Consider the following 21,143-nt stretch of genomic DNA (forward strand, 5'->3'; position numbering starts at 1 on the left):
CATGCGCCAGCGCCGCACGGCGCGACGCGTCCTAGGCGGCCTTGGGCCGCGTCTTCAAGGCCCGCGAGAAGAATGCGCCCAGCAGCGGCAGCAGCACGGCCGAGCCACCGAACAGCACCGCGGCGCCGGCCTCGTCCACCACCGAGCCGGCCAGCGCCACGCCCGCCGCCTGCCCCATGAACAGGCAGGACGCGAACCAGGCCACCGCCGTGCCGCGCGCCGACGGCACCATCTGGGTGGCGTTGGTCTGCAGCGTGGCATGCAGCAGGTAGTAGCCGAAACCGGCCAGCACGCTGGCCAGCAGGCTCCACAGCCACACCGGCCCCAGCAGGTACGACAGGAAGGCCACGCCCAGCACCAGCCCGCCCGCCACCGCCAGGCCGCGTTCGCCCAGCCGCTTGAGGATGCGGCCCGCCACCACCGTGTAAAACAGTCCGCCCACCGCGTACACCGCCACCAGCGCGCCGGCCGCGGTCAGCGAGATATCGAAGCGTTCATGCAGGTAGGACGGCGCGAACGCCAGGGCGCCGAACACCAGCAGGCCCTCGATGAACACCGTGGCCAGCACCACGCGCGCCCACGGCGTGCCCAGCACCAGCCGCGCCTGCGCCACGAAGCCCTGGCGCGGCGCGTTCGGATCGACCACGCCCAGCCCCAGGGCGCGCTGGCGCCGCACTTCCAGGTGCAGCAGCGTGCCCACCACCAGATAGCCGCACACCAGCGCCGCGAAGGCCCAGCGCCAGCCCAGCGTGTCGGCGAACAGGCCGCCGGCCAGCTGGCCGGCCGCCATGCCCAGGATGGTCCCGGTCAGGAAGCGCGCCAGCGTCGCCTGGCGGCGTTCATAGGGCACGGTGTCGCCGATCCAGGCCATCGACAGCGGCACGATGCCCGCGCCCGCGGCGCCAGACAGCGCGCGGCACAACACCAGCACATCCAGCGTCTCGGCCACGAAGGCGCCGGCGCTGCCCAGCGCGCAGGCGAACGTCGCCACGCTGACGACGCGGTACTTGCCGTAGCGGTCGCCGACCGGGCCGAAGAACATCTGCAGCACGCCATAGGCCACCGCGAACGCGGTCACCGCGCGCGCGGCCTGGCCGGTGGAGGCGCCGAACTCGGCGGCCAGCTGCGGCAGCATGGGATCACAGATACGGAAGGCGCTGGCGCTGACGAAAGCGGCCAGGGCGAGCAACGCGATGGCGCGTGCTTCGGAAGAGAGGGCGGGCATGGAGGGCCGGCGGCGGATGGAGGACGAAGTCCGCACCTTACCGCAGCCCGGGCCGCTTGGCGACGCCGGCGGCGCGATGGCGTCCGCCCGGCGTAACGGCCGGCGGCCGGACGGCCGCGGGGATCAATACGGCAGGCGGTAGCCCTGCGGCATGCGGCGCGCGGTCACGAGCTGGCCGCCGCTCTTGAGCTCGCGCAGCGTCAGCTTGGCCTGCTCGACCTTCTCGACGCGGTAGCGGTTGACGTAGATCGGATCGCCGGCATCGACGAGTTCGCCGTTCGATTGCGTGGTCTGCATCGTATAGACGCCGTCCACCACGCTCCAGCAGCCGGTCTCGCGCAGCGCCGGACGCGTCTTGCGGCCGATCTTCAGCTGCGTCTCATAGGCCATGCGGCCGTCGGGATACAGCACCGTGAGCGCCTGGAGGTCGCCGCTGACGCCCTTCGGCTTGGAATTCGAATACCAGGTGCCGACCATGGGATCGCCGCTCTTGGCGGGTACGCACGCGATCGGCTTGGGCGGCCCTTCCGGCTGGGCCTCGGTAATGGCGGCGGGCTTGCGGGTGACGCAACCGGCCAGGATCAGAAGGGCGCAAGCCACGCCCGCCGAACGCAAATACACACTGCTCATGACTTCCTCAACACGTCTGTCGACGCGCCGCGCCGCTCAGATCGGCACGCCCTTCGCGCAGCAAACACCACGCACTCTAAAGACGCGCCACGGAAGAATCAACGACGATCCGCGCCGTGTGCAATTGCGCAACAGTCCCCGCCGAAAAGCCCGTGTTTTAAGGCCCCAACACGCAAAAATGCGTTGGTTTCAAGCGACACTGCGACCGCCGCGGGCGGCCTTGGCGCGCAGCATTTCCTCCATGCGCGCGGCGGCCGGCGACAGGCTGCGGCCGGCCAGCCGCGTGATGCCCAGCTCGCGCTCGATGCGCGGCCGGGCCAGCGGCACGAAAACCAGACCGGGCGAATCCGGCGGCACGCCCAGCCGCGCCAGCACCGTCACGCCCACGCCGCGTTCGAGCATCGCCAGCAGCGACATCATGTTGGACACGAACACCTGGCGCTCCATCATGAACGCGGCCTGCGGATAGTCCGCCAGCTGCCGATGCGCCACCGTGCCCACCAGCGGCAGTCCGGCGATCTCGCGCCAGGTCACCGACTTGCGCCCCGCCAGCGGATGGCCGCGATGGCAGACCAGTCCGAAAGCGTCGCGCAGCAGCGGCTCGAACGCCAGCCGCCGGTCGCGCAGCACCGGGCTGCACACCCCCAGCTCGACCTCGCCCGCCAGCACCATGCGCTCCACGCCCTCCGAGTTGTCGTCGAACAGGCGCAGCGACACCGCCGGAAACCGCTCTCGGTAGGCCGCCACCAGCTCGGGCAGCCAATGCGTCGCGACCGTCGCCACCGAGGCCATGGTCAGGGTGCCGGCCTCGTTGCTGGCCAGCCCCGCCAGCGTCCCGGCCACGCGGTCATGGTGCTCGACCAGCTCGCGCGCCAGCGGCAGGCAGTCCTGGCCGAAGCGCGTCAGCGCGTTGCCGTTGCCGCGCTCGAACAGCGGCTGGCCCAGGCGCTGCTCCATTTCACGGATCGACAGCGACAGGGCCGGCTGTGAGCGGAACGCGCGCGCGGCGGCGGCGCGGAAGCTGCGCAATTCGGCCACCAGCAGGAAGTGCCGGTAGTGCGCAATGGAGAGTTCGGGCAAGGCGGGCATCGTGGCATCTGATTTGATGAACTTATCAAATCATAGGAAAAATAAAGTTTTCTCATCATAGGGCGGCACTTAACATGGCCGCAATGACTACCGCGACTCTCTCTCCCGCCGCCGCCGACGCCGTCGATCCGCTCGACTTCAGCCTGGCTGACCGGCTGACCGCCCGCCCCGCCGGCCAGGGCCGGCTGCTGACCGCCGCCGCGCCCAACGGCAGGCCCGGCCTGCTGCTGGTGCCCGGGGCCTATCACGGCGCCTGGTGCTACGCGCACTACCTGGACCATTTCGCCCGCGCCGGCCTGGCCTGCGCCGCCCTTGACGTGCGCGGCCACGGCGCCTTGCCGCAGGATGAAGGCTTCATCGATGCCGGCATCGCCGACCTGGCCGCCGACGTCGTCAGCGCGCTCGACCTGCTGGACGCCCCCACCGTGGTGGTGGGCCACAGCATGGGCGCCCTGCCCGCGCTGCTGGCGGCCAGCCAGCGCGCCGTCGCTGGCGTCGTGCTGATGGCGCCGTCGCCGCCCGCCAACCTGCCTGGCGCGCTGGGCCTGCCGCCGGTGCCGGCCGACGCCGTGCGCGCCGCGCCGGCCGCCAGCGAGATCCGCGCCCGTTTCCTGGCCACCTCGCCGACCCGCGACGTCAGCGCCGTCACGCAACGCCTCAACCCCGAAAGCCCGCGCGTGCTCAACGACCGCTACCTGCTGCGCGTGCCCGTCGACCCCGCCGCCATCACCGCCCCCGGCCTGTGCCTGGAGGCCGGCCTGGATACCCACGACCGCCATCCGCCCGGCCAGGACCACGCCATCGCGCGCCTGTTCGGCTTTTCGCACGCCGTCCTCGCCGGACAGCCGCACTGCATGATGTACGGCGACCAATGGCAGGTCGGCGCGAACGCCATCCTCGACTGGTATCGCCAGCAGTTCGGCTGAGCCACGACGCCCACCCACGCCAGACACTTCCCCAGCCATCGACAGCCGCCAACAAACCCCAAGACCGATCCGCCCGGCCCGCGTCCCGCGCGCCACGAAGCACACCGCAAGCCACAAAACATGACGGCGCCACCGCCGCCCCAGGAGACAAGCATGACCCCTACCGCCTTCGCGCCCCGCACGTTCCTGCGCCACGCGCTCGCCGCCGCCAGCCTGCTGCTGGCCGGCGCGTCCCACGCCGCCGGCTGGCCCGAGAAACCCATCACGCTGATCGTCCCGTCCGCCGCCGGCGGCGCCGCCGACCTCACCGCCCGCACCTTCGCCCAGTTCCTGGGCAAGCAGATCGGCCAGACCATCATCGTCGAAGACCGCCCCGGCGCCGGCGGCATCGTCGGCACCAACGCCGCCAAGAACGCCCCCGCCGACGGCTACACCTTCCTGCTGTCCACCAACTCGACCCACGCCGCCAACCAGTTCCTCTACAAGCGCCTGCCCTACGACGCCCAGAAGGACTTCGTGCAGATCGGCATGCTCGGCACCTTCGGCACCGTCGGCATCGTCGCCCCCGACAGTCCCTACCGCACCGTGCCCGAACTGGTCGAATACGCCAAGAAGCACCCCGGCGAAGTCTTCTTCGGCTACTACAGCTCGTCCTCGCAAGTGCCATCCGAACTCTTCAAGCAACGCGCCGGCATCAACATCGGCGCCGCCGGCTACAAGAACATCACCCAGATCATCACCGACCTGCGCGGCAAGCAGATCGGCTTCGCCTTCGTCGACTACCTGACCGCCATGGGCCAGATCGACGGCAAGGGCCTCGCCCCCCTCGCCGTCACCGCCGCCCAGCGCCACCCCGCCTGGCCCGACGTCCCCACCATGTCGACCTACTACCCCGACTTCATCGTCGCCGGCTGGCTCGGCATCTCCGCCCCCGCCGGCACCCCGCCCGACGTCGTCGCCAAGATGAACGCCGCCACCCAGGCCGCCGTCAACGACCCCGCCACCGCCGACAAACTCCGCGCCCTGGGCCTCACCCCCGAAGCCATGGACGCCCCCCGCTTCGACGCCTTCGTCAAGGAAGACACCGCCCGCTGGAAGGAATGGATCAAGATCTCCGGCATCCAGCCCCAGTAACCCCCCACCGCAAATAAAGAAACGCCCTCTATATATAGAGGGCGTCGCAATACAGAGACCATCACAAGATTGCGCCCACACATCAAAGTGGTGCCGCACAGAGAGCCGCCCCACCCACCGCGACCACGCTCCGCCCTCCCCAACGGCGCGCAGCGCCATCCGTCCCGACGCAAGCCCCCCAAACGCCAAAGAAGGCCGCCCGCGCGGCCGCCTTAGGCAACCCCGCAACCTCCTCCCCCCACCTCGATTGATGGCAAAAACGCCAAGCAAACAGCTCGCCCCAACGACGGCCGTTAAGTCTCATCGCAAGCGGGTGACGGGGCAGGCGGGGGATGGCGGGGCGTGTAGATGCGCCCAAGGGAAACCGAAGGGAGCCGCAGGCGGACGAGGTTGACGCAGGGGCAGTCCGGAGCGAACGCTCCGGACCGCAATCGTAGCCCCGCCATCCCCCGCCTGCCCCGTCACCCGCGCCTAAAGAACCCCACCCCCCGCAAGCAACCAAAGAAGCCCCCCTACAAAGGCAACTTCAACTCATGCTTAATCTCCCGCAACGCCACAATCGTCCGCGTCTGCCGAATCCCAGGCATGTTGAACAAGAACCGATGCAAGAACCGGTCATAAGCCTCCGGACTCTCCACCAAAATCTTGAGCAGAAAATCCGAATCCCCCGTAACGGCATAGCATTCGAGGATCTCCGGCGCATCCCGCACCGACCGCTCGAAGTTCTCCACCGTATTCGCCGAATGCCGCTCCAGGCTGATCTGCGCGAACATACAGCCCAACCCCACCTTGCTGCGATCCACCTGCGCGCTGTAGCCCTGGATCACGCCGCTGGCCTCCAGCGCCTTCACCCGCCGCCACACCGGCGCCGCCGATAGCCCCACCTTGTCCGAAAGCTGCTGCGCCGAGGCCCGGCCATCCTCCTGCAGGGCCTTGAGGATGCCGATATCGGTCTTGTCCATCGTTTTGTCTCCTGTTTGGGTCGAAATTCCGCGAATACGAAATGTTCATTGCGAATTATAGGGATATCACGATCCGAAAACGCAATAAACCCGATGCCGCGCGAACCTATCATGGTGCCGACTACAGGAGCATTCATGATGGACGGTACCCCCGCCGCCGAGCCCACGCTGGACCTCGATTACCAGCTCGCCGACAACCTCACCCGCGAGACCGGCCGCATCTTCCTCACCGGCACCCAGGCCCTGGTGCGCATCATGCTGACCCAGCGCCGCGTCGACCGCGAGCGCGGGCTCAACACCGCCGGCTTCGTCTCCGGCTACCGCGGCTCGCCCCTGGGCGGCGTCGACATGGCGATGTGGAAAGCGCAGAAGGCGCTCGACGCCAACCAGATCTCGTTCCTGCCCGGCATCAACGAGGACATGGCCGCCACCGCCGTCATGGGCACGCAGCAGGCCGGCGTGCGCGCCGACCGCAACGTCGATGGCGTCTTCGCCATGTGGTACGGCAAGGGCCCCGGCGTGGACCGCGCCGGCGACGCCCTGCACCATGGCAACGCGGCCGGCGCCTCGCGCCACGGCGGCGTGCTGGTGGTGGTGGGCGATGACCACACCGCCGTCTCCTCCTCGATCCCGCACGCCAGCGAGGCCTCGCTGATCGGCTGGCAGATGCCCATCGTGCACCCGGCCTCGATCGACGAATACGAAACCTTCGCCCTGTGGGGCTGGGCCCTGTCGCGCCATTCCGGCACCTGGGTCGCCTTCAAGGCCGTGTCCGAGACCATCGAGAGCGGCCACTCGTTCACCCCCGCGCCGGTGCGCGCCTATGACATGCCGGCCGATCCGGACCTGCCGCCCGAAGCGCTGGAATATTCCGCGCGCGACTTCCTGTCGCTGGCGGTCGAAACGCGCATGAACCTGCGCATGAAGGCGGTCGCCGCCTTCGCCCGCCGCCACAGCATCGACCGCCTCACCTGTCCGGCGCCCAAGGCCACGGTCGGCATCGTCACCGTCGGCAAAGCCCACCTGGACACCATGGAAGCGCTGTCGCGCCTGGGCGTGGACACCGTCACCGCCAACGCGCCGGTACGCATCTACAAGCCCGGCCTGACCTGGCCGCTGGACGCCGAACGCATGCTCGACTTCGCGCGCGGCCTGTCGCACATCCTCGTGATCGAGGAAAAAGGCGCCGTCGTCGAGACCCAGCTCAAGGACCTGCTGTTCAACCTGCCCGAGCGCGCCACCGTGGTCGGCAAGAAGGGCTTCGACGGCGAAGCGCTGGTGCCGTCCGCCGGCCAGTTGCGCCCGTCGCTGCTGGCGCGGCCGCTGGCCATGTGGCTGTCGCGCAGCGCCGGCCTGCAGCCCGGCATCGACCTGGCCGCCTTCGACTGCCAGGACATGCTGTCCAACGACGCCGACGGCATGCGCCGCCGTCCCTACTTCTGTTCCGGCTGTCCGCACAGCACCTCGACCAAGGTGCCCGAGGGCAGCCAGGCGCTGTCGGGCGTGGGCTGCCACTACATGGCCGCCTGGATGGACCGCGACACTGGCGGCCTGACCCAGATGGGCGGCGAAGGGGTCGACTGGATCGGCCTGTCGCGCTACACCAAGATGCCGCACATCTTCCAGAACATGGGAGAAGGCACCTACTACCACTCCGGCTACCTGGCGATCCGCCAGGCCGTGGCCGCCAAGGCCAACATCACCTACAAGATCCTGTTCAACGACGCCGTCGCCATGACCGGCGGCCAGCCGGTGGACGGCCCGATCTCGGTGCCGCAGATCTGCCAGCAGCTGCGCGGTGAAAACGTCGCCCGCATCGTCGTCACCAGCGACGAGCCGGAAAAATACCAGGGTGTGGACCTGGGCGCCGGCATCAAGGTGCACCATCGCCGTGAACTCGACGCCCTGCAGCGCGAGCTGCGCGAGATCCCCGGCGTCACCGTGCTGATCCACGACCAGACCTGCGCCGCCGAAAAGCGCCGCCGCCGCAAGAAGAACCAGTTCCCCGACCCGGCCCGCCGCATGCTGATCAACAGCGCGGTGTGCGAAGGCTGCGGCGACTGCGGCGTGAAATCGAACTGCCTGTCGGTGGTGCCGCTGGAAACGCCCTACGGCCGCAAGCGCGCCATCGACCAGTCCAGCTGCAACAAGGACTACTCCTGCGCCGAGGGCTTCTGCCCCAGCTTCGTCTCGGTCATGGGCGGCAAGCCCAGGAAGAGCGCCGCGCCCAAGGCCGACCAGGAACGCCTGCAGCAGCTGATCCAGCAACTGCCGCTGCCGGTGCCGCCGTCGCTCGAACGCCCCTACCGCTTGCTGGTGGCGGGCATGGGCGGCACCGGCGTCATCACCATCGGCGCCATCGTGTCGATGGCGGCGCACCTGGAAGGCCTCTCTGCCGCGGTGCTGGACCTGACCGGCCTGGCGCAGAAGGGCGGCACGGTGGTCAGCCACATCCGCCTGGCGCCCGCCGGCGCCGCCGCCGGCCCGGTGCGCCTGGACTGGCAGCAGGCCGACGCCGCCATCCTGTGCGATCCGGTCGCCGCCGTCGCGCCCGACTCGCTCGGCGCGCTGCGCCGCGGCCACACCCAGGTCACCGTCAATACCTACGTCGCGCCGGTGTCCGATTTCACCCGCAATCCGGACGCCGCCATGCGGCCGGAAGCGCTGCTGGCCAAGATCCGCCACGCCGCCGGCGACGAGCACACCGCCGCCATCGACGCGCACGAAGCCGCGTTGGCCCTGTTCGGCGACAGCATCCTGTCGAACATGTTCATGCTGGGCTACGCCTGGCAGCGCGGCGGCGTGCCGCTGTCGCAAGCCGCCATCAACCGCGCCATCGAACTGAACGGCGTCGCCGTGGCCGCCAACCGCGCCGCGTTCGACAGCGGCCGTCTGGCCGCGCACCAGCCCGACGCGCTGGAAGGCGCGCTGCGCCCGCGCGCCCAGGTGGTGCAACTGCATGTGCCGGAGACCTTCGAGCGCGCCGTGGCGCGCCGCGTCGACGACCTGACCGCCTACCAGGACGCCGCCTACGCGCAGGCCTACCGCGACATGGTCGAGCGCGTCGCCGCGCGCGAACGCGAGCTGGCGCCCGACGCCAGGAGTCCGCGCCTGGCCATGGCGGTGGCGCGCGGCCTGTTCAAGCTGATGGCCTACAAGGACGAATACGAAGTCGCCCGCCTCTACACCGGCGAGGCCTTCCAGGCCCAGCTCAAGGGCCTGTTCGAAGGCGACTACAGCCTGCGCTTCCACATGGCGCCGCCGATCTTCGCGCGCAAGGACCCGCGCACCGGCGTGCCGCGCAAGGTGACGCTGGGCCCGCGCACCATGACCGCGCTCAAGCTGCTGACCCGCTTCAAGCGCCTGCGCGGCACCTGGTTCGACCCGTTCGGCCACACCGCCGAGCGCAAGATGGAGCGGGCACTGGTGGGCGAGTACCGCCAGACCATAGACCAGTTGCTCGCAGGGTTGAATCGCGACAACCTGGCGCAAGCAGCTACAATCGCCGCCCTTGCAGAAACCATCCGCGGCTTCGGCCACGTGAAGGCTGCGAACGTCGAGAAGTACAGGACGGAGCTGGCCCGCTTGATGCAAAGCTATACGGCGCCTGCCCCGCGCGAAGTGCCCCTGCGGAAAACCGCATAAACACTCGCGCTGAGCAGCAATCTCCTGGGCGCGCCTTGCTAGGCGCGCCCAGTGCATTTAGTAACAATGTTTTGGGAACCTGATCCTATCTTCTTCTTGTAGCTGTCGTACTCGATCACTAGAATTAGTGTCCAACGAGGGGTGCTACACTACATGTTGTGGTCGCCTAACCGCTGATACTCGTCGGCCACGCCATACGGATTCGTCCGTCCAAGCGTTGCGACCCCCTCAATAAGATCCAATTTCGTACCTGACATGACGTCGTCATGTCGCTATCTACGCGCTTTTCGCACAGGAGCTTCCATGCAGACTACGATCGCCTCTGTGACCCGGCCCTCGGCCGTGCCGCCCTCTCAAACCGATTCCCCTGCCGACGCCAATGGCGGGCAATGGGCCAGCTACAACATCATTCGCCGCAATGGCTCGGTGGTCGGGTTCGAACCCGGCAAGATCGCCATCGCCATGACCAAGGCGTTCCTGGCCGTCAACGGCGGCCAGGGCGCGGCCTCGGCCCGCGTGCGCGAGCTGGTTGAACAGCTGACGACCCAGGCCGTCAACGCGCTGGTGCGCAACCGCCCCGGTGGCGGCACCTTCCACATCGAAGACATCCAGGACCAGGTCGAACTGGCCCTGATGCGCTCGGGCCAGCATGACGTCGCCCGCGCCTACGTGCTCTACCGCGAAAAGCGCACCCAGGAACGCGCCGCCGCCGCGGCCGCCGAAGGCCAGCAGAAGACCGACGCCGTGCCGCAGGAAAACGTGCTGCACGTCACGGACGCGGGTGTCCGCCGTCCGCTGGACATCGCCGAACTGCGCGCCACCATCGTCGCCGCCGGCGAAGGCCTGGCCGAATTCATCGACTCCGAAACCATCCTGAAGGAAACGGTCAAGAACCTGTACGACGGCATCCCCGTCGACGAAGTGTTCAAGTCCGCCATCCTGTCGGCGCGCGCGCTGGTCGAGAAGGACCCGGCCTACAGCCAGGTCACCGCCCGCCTGCTGCTGCACACGATCCGCAAGGAAGTGCTGGGCGAGGAAGTCTCGCAGGACGGCATGGCCGCCCGCTACGCCGAGTACTTCCCCACCTTCATCGCCCGCGGCATCGAAGGCGGCCTGCTGTCGCCCGACCTGGCCGGCTATGACCTGACCAAGCTGGGCAAGGCCCTGAACGCCAAGCGCGACCTGCAGTTCGGCTACCTCGGCCTGCAGACCCTGTACGACCGCTACTTCCTGCACATCCGCGGCACCCGCATCGAACTGCCGCAGGTGTTCTTCATGCGCGTGGCCATGGGCCTGGCGCTGCGCGAGACCGATCGCGAAGCCCGCGCCATCGAGTTCTACGAGATCCTGTCGTCGTTCGACTTCATGAGCTCGACCCCGACGCTGTTCAACTCGGGCACCCTGCACTCGCAGCTGTCGTCGTGCTACCTGACCACCGTCTCCGACGACCTGGAAGGCATCTACGACGCCATCAAGGAAAACGCGCTGCTGGCCAAGTACGCCGGCGGCCTGGGCAACGACTGGACCCCGGTGCGCGCGCTGCGCAGCCACATCAAGGGCACCAACGGCGAAAGCCAGGGCGTGGTCCCGTTCCTGAAGGTCGTCAACGACACCGCCGTGGCGGTGAACCAGGGCGGCAAGCGCAAGGGCGCGGTCTGCACCTACCTGGAATCGTGGCACCTGGACATCGAGGAATTCCTCGAACTGCGCAAGAACACCGGCGACGAGCGTCGTCGCACCCACGACATGAACACGGCGAACTGGATTCCCGACCTGTTCATGAAGCGCGTCATGGAAGGCGGCGAATGGACCCTGTTCTCGCCGTCCGACTGCCCCGACCTGCACGACAAGTACGGCAAGGCCTTCGAAGAAGCCTACGTCGGCTATGAGGCGCGCGTCGCCAGCGGCGACCTGAAGCTGTTCAAGAAGATGCCGGCGCTGACGCTGTGGCGCAAGATGCTGTCGATGCTGTTCGAAACCGGCCACCCGTGGATCACGTTCAAGGATCCGTGCAACATCCGTTCGCCGCAGCAGCACGTCGGTGTGGTCCACAGCTCGAACCTGTGCACCGAGATCACGCTGAACACCAACGAATCGGAAATCGCGGTTTGCAACCTGGGTTCGGTGAACCTGGTCGCGCACATGAAGCCCGCCGCCGGCGGCGGTTTCGAACTCGACCACGACAAGATCAAGCGCACCGTCAGCATCGCCATGCGCATGCTCGACAACGTCATCGACATCAACTACTACGCCGTCGAGAAGGCCCGCAACTCCAATGCGCGCCATCGTCCGGTGGGCATGGGCATCATGGGTTTCCAGGACTGCCTGCAGATGATGCGCGTGCCGTACGCGTCGCACGCCGCCGTCGAATTCGCCGACACCTCGATGGAAGCCGTGTGCTATCACGCCTACTGGGCCTCGAGCCTGCTGGCTGAAGAACGTGGTCGCTATCAATCGTACGAAGGCTCGCTGTGGTCGCGTGGCATCCTGCCGCAAGACACGTTGAAGATGCTGCGTGACGAACGCGGTGGTCATGTCGAGGTCGATGAATCGAGCACGCTCGATTGGGATGCGTTGCGCGCGCGCATCAATCAACACGGCATGCGCAACTCCAATTGCATCGCAATCGCCCCAACCGCGACTATTTCCAATATCATTGGTGTATCTGCGTGCATCGAACCCACTTTCCAGAACTTGTACGTCAAATCGAATCTCTCCGGCGAGTTCACGGTCGTTAACGATTACCTCGTGCGTGACCTGAAGAAACTCGGTCTCTGGGACGAAGTCATGGTCGCCGACCTCAAGTACTTCGACGGCAGCCTGTCCCGCATCGATCGCGTACCTTCCGAACTCCGCGAACTCTACGCCACCGCGTTCGAAGTCGAACCGAGCTGGCTGGTGGAATGCGCCTCGCGTCGCCAGAAGTGGATCGATCAAGCCCAGTCGCTGAACATCTACATGGCCGGCGCCTCCGGCAAGAAGCTGGACGACACCTACAAGCTGGCTTGGAAGCGTGGCCTGAAGACGACCTATTACCTGCGTACCCTTGGCGCCACCAGCGCCGAGAAGTCGACGGGACGCGGCGGCGAACTGAACGCCGTCAGCGCCGGTGGCCAGTCCACCGCCGCCCCCGTGTCCGCTGCACCTGTTTTGCCGGAACCCGAAGTTCTCGGGGCGGTTTGCACCATGCGGCCGGGCGACCCCGGCTTCGAAGAGTGCGAAGCCTGCCAATAAACCGCCTCCGGAGAATGAATCATGATTAATTGGGAAGACGACACCCTCGCCAAGCAACCTGCACAAGCCCCCGCGCCCGCGGCGGGCGGGCAGGCTGCGCCCGAAGTCCGGGCGGCGACCGGCGTGTTCGGCGACACCGCCATGCCGACCCCGGCCGCGCCGCAGCATGCGGCCGGCCTGACGGCCAGCGGCAGCGCCACCTCACAACGCGTGAAGGTTGCGGACAAGCGCATCATCAATGGCGAGACCGACGTCAACCAGCTAGTGCCGTTCAAGTACAAGTGGGCATGGGAGAAATACCTGGCCACGTGCGCGAACCACTGGATGCCGCAAGAAATCAACATGTCGCGCGACATCGCCCTCTGGAAGAACCCGAACGGGCTCACCGAGGACGAGCGCCGCATCGTCAAGCGCAACCTGGGTTTCTTCGTCACGGCCGACTCGCTGGCCGCGAACAACATCGTGCTGGGCACCTACCGCCACATCACGGCCCCCGAATGCCGCCAGTTCCTGCTGCGCCAGGCCTTCGAAGAAGCCATCCACACGCACGCCTATCAATACATCGTCGAAAGCCTGGACCTGGACGAAGCGGAGATCTTCAACGCTTACAACGAAGTGCCGTCCATCCGCGCCAAGGACGAGTTCCTGATCCCGTTCATCGACGCGATCGCGGACCCCAACTTCAAGACGGGCACGCCCGAAGCCGACCAGACGCTGCTGAAGTCCCTGATCGTCTTCGCTTGCCTGATGGAAGGCCTGTTCTTCTACGTTGGCTTCACGCAGATCCTGGCGCTCGGTCGCCAGAACAAGATGACCGGCGCGGCCGAGCAGTACATGTACATCCTGCGCGATGAATCCATGCACTGCAATTTCGGCATCGACCTGATCAACACCGTCAAACTGGAAAATCCGCATCTGTGGACGCCGGAATTCCGCGAAGAAATTCGAGAACTCTTCCGCAAAGCGGTCGAACTCGAATACGCTTACGCCGAAGACACGATGCCGCGTGGTGTGTTGGGCTTGAACGCTCCCATGTTCAAATCCTACCTGCGCTTCATCGCCAACCGTCGTTGCCAGCAAATCGGTATCGAACCGCTGTACCCGCAGGAAGAGAATCCCTTCCCGTGGATGGCGGAGATGATCGATCTTAAGAAGGAACGCAACTTTTTTGAAACTCGCGTGATCGAATACCAAACCGGTGGCACGCTGAGCTGGGAGTAACGTAGTTCGCCTTCGGGCCCGGCGCGGGCACGCTCTTGCAAAGAGCGTCGCGTTCGCGCCAGGCTCGAGGACGATCTCCCAGGTCAGGGTGTTTTCGAACACGTAGAACAAGCGGTAGGCGGTCTGTGATCAGACTGCCCACCGGCGCCATTTGAAATGGCTCGCGCCAAAGGAGCGGGGGCCATATCAAATGGCTGTGCCGAATTCATTAGCGCAAACCGTAGTAGCTGTTGCTCGCACAGAACAGCGGCATGCGCCGATGAATAGCCCGGGCACGGTTCGCCTTGTTGGCGGATCGGGGCACGGGTTTAAGTTCTGGGACCCCTGAACCTAAGGAGCATGACCATGGCAACAGCCAAGAAAGCCGTAAAGAAAGCGGTGAAGAAGCCCGCCGCCAAGAAGGCAGTAGCGAAGAAGGCCGCCCCGGCCAAGAAAGCTGCCGTCAAGAAGGTAGCCGTCAAGAAGGTCGCCGCCAAGAAGCCGGCGGTGAAGAAGGTTGCCGCCAAGAAGCCGGCCGCCAAGAAGGTCGCGAAGAAAGCGGTAGCCAAGAAGGCCGTCGCCAAGAAAGTCGCGGCCAAGAAGCCGGTAGCCAAGAAGGCAGCGGCCAAGAAGGTCGTCGCCAAGAAGGCGGTTGCCAAGAAGGCCGTCGCCAAGAAAGCGGTTGCCAAGAAGGTCGTCGCCAAGAAAGCGGTAGCCAAGAAGGCCGTCGCCAAGAAGGCGGTTGCCAAGAAGGCCCCCGCCAAGAAGGCGGTTGCCAAGAAAGCCGTAGCCAAGAAGGCCCCGGCTGCCAAGAAGCCTGCCGCGAAGCCTGCTGCCAAGCCGGCCGCCAAGCCTGCTGCAAAGCCTGCCGCTGCCAAGAAGCCCGCTGCGAAGAAAGCCGCTCCGAAGAAGCCCGCCACGCCGCCGTCCACGGCTGCTGCCCCGGGCGCGAAGACCGCGCTGAACCCCGCCGCGTCGTGGCCGTTCCCGACGGGTGGCCGTCCGTAATCGGACCGGTCACAACGGTAGCAGTACCTCAAACCGCCTGGCCCCGGCCAGGCGGTTTTTATTTGCCCCTTCCCCGAAGAAAGAAGCGTGTCCCCGCGCCTTGGGCGCTACCGTTGCGACGATGCCGTGAGACAATAAAAGCCGTCATCATTAGGTAGATAGCGTCCATGCTCGGTGAAATCCTTCGCTTCCTGCTCGAAATCGCGTTCACGCTGTTCGGCGCCGCACTCATCGCCCGCGCCTGGATGCACGCGATACGGCTGCATCCCTTCAATCCGCTGGCGCGCGTCATCTATCAGGCCACCAACTGGCTGGTGCTGCCGCTGCGCAAGATCATTCCCGCCGGCAACAAGATCGACTGGACCAGCCTGGTCGCCACCTGGCTGGCGGCGCTGGTCTACCTGCTGCTGATCTGGCTGATCGCCATCGGCGCGCTGATCCCGGCCGCGCTGCTGCCCTCGGCCATGCTGTCGGCGCTGCTGATGGCGCTCAAGTGGGCGCTGAACCTGGTGGTGTGGCTGACGCTGATCCAGGCGGTGCTGTCGTGGGTCAACCCGATGGCGCCCATGATGCCGATGCTGCAGGCGCTGACCGCGCCGATGCTGGATCCCATCCGCCGGCTGCTGCCGCGCACCTCGATCGACTTCTCGCCGCTGGTGCTGCTGATCGTGGCGCAGGTCCTGCTGATGGTGCTGGCGCGCCTGAGCTACAGCATGATGGGCGTCTGAAACGACAACGGCCCGGCGAACTGCCCGGGCCGTCTCTGGCGCACGCCGCGGGCGGCGCGTTACGCCGGAATCGCGGCGTAGATATCGATCAGCCTCTTGCGATCGATCTTGTGGTTGTTCGACATAGGCAGCGACGCGCAGGCCACCAGCTCGGACGGCACCATATAGGGCGGCAGGCGCTGCCCCAGCCTATCCTTCCACCCCGTCAACGCATCCTGGGCCAGCAGGCTGGCTTCGGCCTGCTCGGCCGCCACGCCGGCGACGAAGCCGATCAGGCGCACCGCGGTGCCGTCCGGCCGCCGCAGCACCGCGCAGGCGCCGCCCTCCACGCCCGGCAGGCCATGCAAGGCCTCGTCGATCTCGGCCAGCTCGATGCGATAGCCGTTCAGCTTGATCTGGTCGTCCATGCGGCCGCGGCAGAACAGCAGGCCGTCCGCGTCCAGCTGCCCCAGGTCGCCGGTGCGAAAGCCGCGGCGGCCATCCTCGGCCACGAACAGCTTGACCTCGTTCAGGTCCTGGCGGTTCAGGTAGCCGCGCATGACGTGGTCGCCGATGATGCAGATCTCGCCGTCCTCGATGCGCAGTTCGCAATCGGGCTTGGCATGGCCGACGGGCAGCGGATCGTGCGCCGCCAGCACCGCGTCGGTGATGGCGATCCAGGTCGTGGCCACGGTGGCCTCGGTCGGACCGTAGGTATTCAGGATGACGGCGTCCGGGAAACGCTGGCGCAGTTTCTTCGCCAGCGCCGCCGGCAACGGCTCGCCGCAGAACAGGAAGGTGCGCAGCGTCGGCAGCGTGGCCGGCGAGAAATCGCGGTTGGCCAGCTGCTGGTGGGCGAATGACGGCGTCGAGACCCACACGGTCACGCCCTGCTGCGCCAGCCGGCTCATCCAGGTCGCGGCCGAGCCGATCTGCTCGCGCGAATTCAGCACGCAGGTGCCGCCAGCGGCCAGCGTGGCGAACACCTCGTACATCGACAGGTCGAAGCTGAACGGCGCCTGGTTCATGAACACCGGCGCCTCGCCCAGATCGAAGCTGCCGAGCATCCAGTCGCCCAGCAGGCCGACGCTTTCGCGGCCGATCTGCACGCCCTTGGGGTCGCCGGTGCTGCCGGACGTGAACATGACATAGGCCAGGCCGCGCTCGGCCAGCTCGGCGCCCTCGCCCGGCTCGAAGCCGCGCGCGGCCGCGTCGTAGACGGCGGCAGCGCGCACGATCTCGACGATGCGGCGCAGGCGCTCGGGCGGATAGATGGTGTCGACCGGCACGAACGGCGCGCCGACCAGCAGCGCCCCCACCATGGCGACGAAGAACGAAGCTTCCTTGTGGCCATAGATGGCGACCGGCACATCCGGCGCCGCGCCATGCGCGCGCGCTTCGTCGGCCCAGGCCGTGGCCTCGTCGCGCAGCTGCGCCCAGGTCAGGCTGCGGTCGGCGCCGACCACCGCGAGCGCGTCGGGCGCGCGCGCGGAGTCAACGAACTGGAAGGTCTTCAGGTCGAAACGCATGCCGAAACTCCGGGCATCAGATGGGACTGCGACCGCTGAACACGTAAAGCGCCAGGGCAGCCAGAATCAAAGTGAGGACGCGCCCGAGGAAACGCATGACGGGCCGCGCCAGCGTGGCCTGCAGGGCCGGGCGGGTGCGCGCCGCGTTGATCAGCAGGTTGTGGCCCACCGAGTACGCGCCGAACATCAGGCCGCTGACGATGTAGTGCACCGACAGGCCGTTCCACACGCCCATCGCCAGCAGCGTGGCGAAGATGCCGATATTCTGCGCCGCCATCCGGTGGCGCGAGAAGAACGAGGTCTTGCTCAGCGCCTTGTAGATCGGCATGAACACCACGTCGCGCAACCACTCGGACAGGCTGATGTGCCAACGGCGCCAGAAGTCCTGCGGATTGAGCGTCGCCAGCGGGTTGCGGAAGTTGATCGGCAGGGTGAAGCCGAACAACATGCCGATACCGATGGCCATGGTGGAATAGCCGGCGAAATCGAAGAACAGGTAGGCGCTGTAGAGCGAGGCGTTCAGCGCCACGCCGGTGAACGAGTAGTCGTGCGCGTCCAGGGTCGACAGGCCGTAGCGCCAGATCAGCTCGGCCAGGCCGAACTTCTGGATCACGCCCAGCATGATCAGTTCCAGGCCCGCCAGCCAGGTGTTCAGGTTCACGCCTTCGTAGCCGCGCTTGAGGTCGGCCTGGAAGCTGCGCCAGCGGTACATCGGACCGGCCAGCAGCGTCAGCGGGAAGAACAGGTAGATGAAGTAATCCAGCGGCGACACGCGCTCGTTGCGCGGCGCGAACAGCAGCACGTCGATGGCGCGGAAGGTGGCGAACGACAGGCCCAGCATCGCGCCCAGGTGCGAGACGCCGGTCTTCACCAGCAGCAGCGGCGTCATGGTGATGATGACGGCCAGCCAGGTCGGGATGTAGTTGCGGCGCATGGCCCACAGCGCGCTGCCCGAAATGGCCAGCAGCGCGATCGGCTGATAGGGGCGCGCCCAGAACACCGCCATCCACACGCCCAGGCAGATCACGCCGATGATGTGGCGATAACCGATGCGCAGGGGCATGCCGAACGAACGGTACGCCAACAGACCCAGCCCGCCGAACAGGGCGCCGCCGAAGAAGCTCAAGCTTGCGAACAATTCCATGCTGCGGTCAGAACTGTTGATATTGGAATTCGACCTTGATAGGTCCGCCGCTACCCGTGGTGGGCTGCGCCTGCAGCACGAACACCAGGATCACCCCGATATACAGGCAGAGATGCCAGAAGAAGCGGCGCCCCCAGGCCTTGGCCGCCTTGCGGGCGTCCGGCCCCTGGGCGGCGCCGTCCGGCGTCGCATCGGTTTTCTGAGAGGGGTTCATCGGGAAAAGTACTCCGCAATGCCTTGGTCCGCCATCGCCCAACCGAGCTCGGCCAGATGCATGTCATCACGCACCATGCCCGGTTCGAAGGGAATGCTGTACATATCGAGGCAACCCATCTGGTAGCGCTGGCACATGCCGGTGATGGCGGCCACCACCGGGTCGAAGCGCTCGACGTCCAGGATGAGCTTGGGATTGAACGGCTGGATCACGAAGTAGGCCTTGACCTTGCGCCGTTGCAGCAAGGCCATGACACGCGACAGATCACCCAGCTCGGTGCGGGTGAGCGGATCGACGTTGGCGAACTCATTGCGCGCCGGCGAATACAGCGGCGCCAGGTACTGCTTGTAGTAGTCGTCGCGCACGTCGTAGGGGTTGTTGCTGCCCAGCTGGTGCTCGACTTCGCGCGCCTCGTGGGTCAGGCGCGACCACTGGCCGGAATTGAGCTTGGCCGACGAGGGCCACGAGACGAAGCGGTGCGCGGGCACCGACAGCTTGCTGCGCGGACGGTCGGGCGCGGGTTCCTTGCGCGCGTTCCACCACAGCGACAGCTTGTCCTTGAGCTCGGCGACCTGGCCATTGGCGATCAGCCACAGCAGGCCCCAGTTGGCGTTGTCGCTGATCCAGGTCTGCATCTGCTCGCGCGTGCTGGGCTTGTCCCAGAGGCGTTCCCAGACCGGGCCGGTCACGTGTTCGGCGAACGCGCTGCGCGGCAGCTGGCCGCCCGAAGCAAACCAGGCCGGCGACACCATGATCACCAGCCGCGTGTTCGGCGTCAGCGAATCGGCCACCGACTCGAGCACGCTGACAATGCCGTACGACTGGAACATGGCGTGGCCGTAGGCCAGCGTCGGCACCTTCAGTTCTTCAGGGAAGAAACGGTAAGGCACGAAACGCAGGTCATGGCTGGACAATTCGGAGGAACCCAGCACCACCAGCGTCCCGTCGCTGAGCGCATTGCCCAGCCGGTTCAGGTTGACGTGCTGCGTGCCCCAATCCGGCCCCAGATTGGGCAGGTAGTTGCTCTTGGACGCCGCCACCGTGGAAACCGGATTGACGATGCTGGACAGCACGTCGTCCGCGCCACAAAAGGCCCCATACGCCAGCGCCACCGCCGTGGTGGCTGCTGCAACGTGGGACAACAGGCGGGTATTGCTAAATATTGGCAGCGACATAGCCGGCGAGCGTGCGGACCGACTGCAGATGCTCCGCGATCTCGGGAGCCGGAATGCTGCAGCCGTACTCCGCCTCGACCGCCAGCGTGATATCCACGGCGGCGAGCGAGTCGACCAGGCCAGTGGCAATCAGTTGCGTATCGGGAGTGACTTTCTTCATGACGATCGACTCAACGATAGAGCCGATCTTGGTGTGGAGTTCTTGCTCGGTATGCATAGAGAGTGCGGCGTTACATTGCCTCGTCGGCAAAATATTCCCCGCCCCGAGATACAGGACGGCGAGTATACAAAAAATCGCTGAAAATCGACTGACATTTACAGCATCCTGGAGCGCCCCGCCGATGCACTTGGTTACATCAAAGTCAGGCGGCGAGATCGCTCACGGATGCAATCATGGCACTACAAACGTCGAATCGCCATGAAACTTACAGACCAAATCGCTATAAAAAGCGCGTAAACGTAACGCTTGCGGGTAAATACCGGGTGCTGCGTTGCAGCGGAACGACAGATTTCCGCGCGGCATCCGTCCCCTGCCCCCCAGGCGGCCCTTTTGGCGGCCCCCCCAAGGCCCGCCATCGCGGCCGCCCAAAACAGAAAAGCCCGCTTTCGCGGGCTTTTCCATTGGCCGACGCCAACCTTTTACATCGGCGTGACGCGCGTGGGACCGGCGCCGCTGATGACCTGGACGCGCTGGCCGACGCTGATCGGCACATCGGCTTCCTGGGCCACGACGCGGGTTTCGCCGTTATCCAGGCGGACCGTGATTTCGTAGCCGGAATTCTTGCCGACCTGGTTTTCCACCGCGTTGCCTGCCAGGGCGCCCAGGATGGCGCCGCCGACGGTGGCGATGGTGCGGCCCGTGCCGCCACCGATGGCGTTACCCGCCACGCCGCCCAGCGCGCCGCCGGCCAGCATGCCGACGCCGCTGGACTTGTCGTTCTGGATGACGATGGGGCGCACGCCCGTTACCGTGCCCGTGCGAACGATCTGCTCGCGCTGGGCCTGATCATAGCTATACACACCGCTGGACGCGCTGCGATTGGCGCAACCGCCCAGGACAGCCATCGAGGTCACGACGGCAGCCACGGCCAGCCAGCGGCCGGTACGCGGCGTCAACAAGGAAAAGGTTTTGCTTTGGTTCATTTGGACTCCTTGATCGGGCACTGCCGACGCTCTGATCATACTCTGCCCAGACAGGACGGCAGCCTAACGTGCAACACACTGAAACTCACCGCCATGGGCGGAAAACCGATTTGCAAACCGGCCGCGGTGTTCTCACGCCGCGGCCGGTTTTCTTGATTGCCGTTCGACCATCCCGGCG

17 protein-coding genes are annotated in these 21,143 nt (G+C 66.4%); 7 read left to right on the forward strand and 10 right to left on the reverse strand.

Translation table 11 applies throughout. The features are described from left to right. Nucleotides 1-31: 31 nt before the first annotated feature. The 3 genes from AC1HFW_RS17525 to AC1HFW_RS17535 form a co-directional block, all read right to left on the reverse strand. On the reverse strand, nucleotides 32-1,225 hold the full coding sequence (locus tag AC1HFW_RS17525) for an MFS transporter (RefSeq protein WP_479284619.1): 1,194 nt from the start codon (nucleotides 1,223-1,225) through the stop codon (nucleotides 32-34). A 123-nt stretch (nucleotides 1,226-1,348) separates the two neighbouring features. Further along, entirely contained in the window at nucleotides 1,349-1,855 is a 507-nt protein-coding gene (locus AC1HFW_RS17530; protein ID WP_006392774.1) for a hypothetical protein, read from the reverse strand. 189 nt (nucleotides 1,856-2,044) lie between these two features. Further along, nucleotides 2,045-2,944, reverse strand: a complete 900-nt coding sequence (locus AC1HFW_RS17535) for a LysR family transcriptional regulator (protein WP_241074315.1) — start codon at nucleotides 2,942-2,944, stop codon at nucleotides 2,045-2,047. Between the two features lie 74 nt (nucleotides 2,945-3,018). On the opposite strand from AC1HFW_RS17535, the gene AC1HFW_RS17540 reads away from it, so the two are divergent. Beyond that, a complete protein-coding gene (locus AC1HFW_RS17540) occupies nucleotides 3,019-3,870 on the forward strand; it encodes an alpha/beta hydrolase (RefSeq protein ID WP_479284625.1) in 852 nt (283 codons plus the stop codon). A gap of 153 nt (nucleotides 3,871-4,023) precedes the next feature. Beyond that, on the forward strand, nucleotides 4,024-5,004 hold the full coding sequence (locus AC1HFW_RS17545) for a Bug family tripartite tricarboxylate transporter substrate binding protein (protein ID WP_104021629.1): 981 nt from the start codon (nucleotides 4,024-4,026) through the stop codon (nucleotides 5,002-5,004). Between the two features lie 512 nt (nucleotides 5,005-5,516). On the opposite strand, the gene AC1HFW_RS17550 is transcribed toward AC1HFW_RS17545, so the two are convergent. After that, entirely contained in the window at nucleotides 5,517-5,966 is a 450-nt protein-coding gene (locus tag AC1HFW_RS17550; protein ID WP_006388620.1) for an Lrp/AsnC family transcriptional regulator, read from the reverse strand. A gap of 138 nt (nucleotides 5,967-6,104) precedes the next feature. On the opposite strand from AC1HFW_RS17550, the gene AC1HFW_RS17555 reads away from it, so the two are divergent. From AC1HFW_RS17555 to AC1HFW_RS17575, 5 genes are all read left to right on the forward strand, one after another. Beyond that, on the forward strand, nucleotides 6,105-9,611 hold the full coding sequence (locus tag AC1HFW_RS17555) for an indolepyruvate ferredoxin oxidoreductase family protein (protein WP_479286521.1): 3,507 nt from the start codon (nucleotides 6,105-6,107) through the stop codon (nucleotides 9,609-9,611). 303 nt (nucleotides 9,612-9,914) lie between these two features. Further along, entirely contained in the window at nucleotides 9,915-12,845 is a 2,931-nt protein-coding gene (locus AC1HFW_RS17560) for a ribonucleoside-diphosphate reductase subunit alpha (RefSeq protein WP_006392769.1), read from the forward strand. A 21-nt stretch (nucleotides 12,846-12,866) separates the two neighbouring features. Further along, nucleotides 12,867-14,066: a ribonucleotide-diphosphate reductase subunit beta gene (locus AC1HFW_RS17565; protein WP_035359961.1), complete on the forward strand. Its 1,200-nt coding sequence runs from the start codon at nucleotides 12,867-12,869 to the stop codon at nucleotides 14,064-14,066. A gap of 345 nt (nucleotides 14,067-14,411) precedes the next feature. Continuing rightward, complete coding sequence (locus AC1HFW_RS17570) at nucleotides 14,412-15,053, forward strand: histone H1-like DNA-binding protein (RefSeq protein WP_104021831.1); 642 nt, start codon at nucleotides 14,412-14,414, stop codon at nucleotides 15,051-15,053. 167 nt (nucleotides 15,054-15,220) lie between these two features. After that, nucleotides 15,221-15,781: a YggT family protein gene (locus AC1HFW_RS17575; RefSeq protein WP_006392766.1), complete on the forward strand. Its 561-nt coding sequence runs from the start codon at nucleotides 15,221-15,223 to the stop codon at nucleotides 15,779-15,781. A 59-nt stretch (nucleotides 15,782-15,840) separates the two neighbouring features. Here the strand turns inward: AC1HFW_RS17575 and AC1HFW_RS17580 are convergent, their stop codons facing one another. From AC1HFW_RS17580 to AC1HFW_RS17605, 6 genes are all read right to left on the reverse strand, one after another. Then, complete coding sequence (locus AC1HFW_RS17580) at nucleotides 15,841-17,289, reverse strand: D-alanine--poly(phosphoribitol) ligase (RefSeq protein ID WP_479284629.1); 1,449 nt, start codon at nucleotides 17,287-17,289, stop codon at nucleotides 15,841-15,843. 16 nt (nucleotides 17,290-17,305) lie between these two features. Continuing rightward, nucleotides 17,306-18,433, reverse strand: coding sequence for an MBOAT family O-acyltransferase (locus AC1HFW_RS17585; RefSeq protein WP_035359960.1), 1,128 nt, complete (start codon nucleotides 18,431-18,433; stop codon nucleotides 17,306-17,308). Between the two features lie 7 nt (nucleotides 18,434-18,440). Next, nucleotides 18,441-18,647, reverse strand: coding sequence for a hypothetical protein (locus tag AC1HFW_RS17590; RefSeq protein WP_006392763.1), 207 nt, complete (start codon nucleotides 18,645-18,647; stop codon nucleotides 18,441-18,443). Beyond that, nucleotides 18,644-19,822 carry a D-alanyl-lipoteichoic acid biosynthesis protein DltD gene (locus AC1HFW_RS17595; protein WP_035359959.1) on the reverse strand — a complete coding sequence of 393 codons (1,179 nt, stop codon included), beginning with the start codon at nucleotides 19,820-19,822 and terminating at the stop codon, nucleotides 18,644-18,646. Before AC1HFW_RS17595 ends, AC1HFW_RS17590 begins: the two co-directional genes overlap by 4 nt. Continuing rightward, on the reverse strand, nucleotides 19,803-20,039 hold the full coding sequence (locus AC1HFW_RS17600) for an acyl carrier protein (RefSeq protein WP_006392761.1): 237 nt from the start codon (nucleotides 20,037-20,039) through the stop codon (nucleotides 19,803-19,805). Before AC1HFW_RS17600 ends, AC1HFW_RS17595 begins: the two co-directional genes overlap by 20 nt. A 422-nt stretch (nucleotides 20,040-20,461) precedes the next feature. Next, a complete protein-coding gene (locus AC1HFW_RS17605) occupies nucleotides 20,462-20,965 on the reverse strand; it encodes an outer membrane lipoprotein (RefSeq protein WP_006388608.1) in 504 nt (167 codons plus the stop codon). Nucleotides 20,966-21,143 lie beyond the last annotated feature (178 nt).

The organism is Achromobacter sp. ISS7 (genome assembly GCF_056523125.1).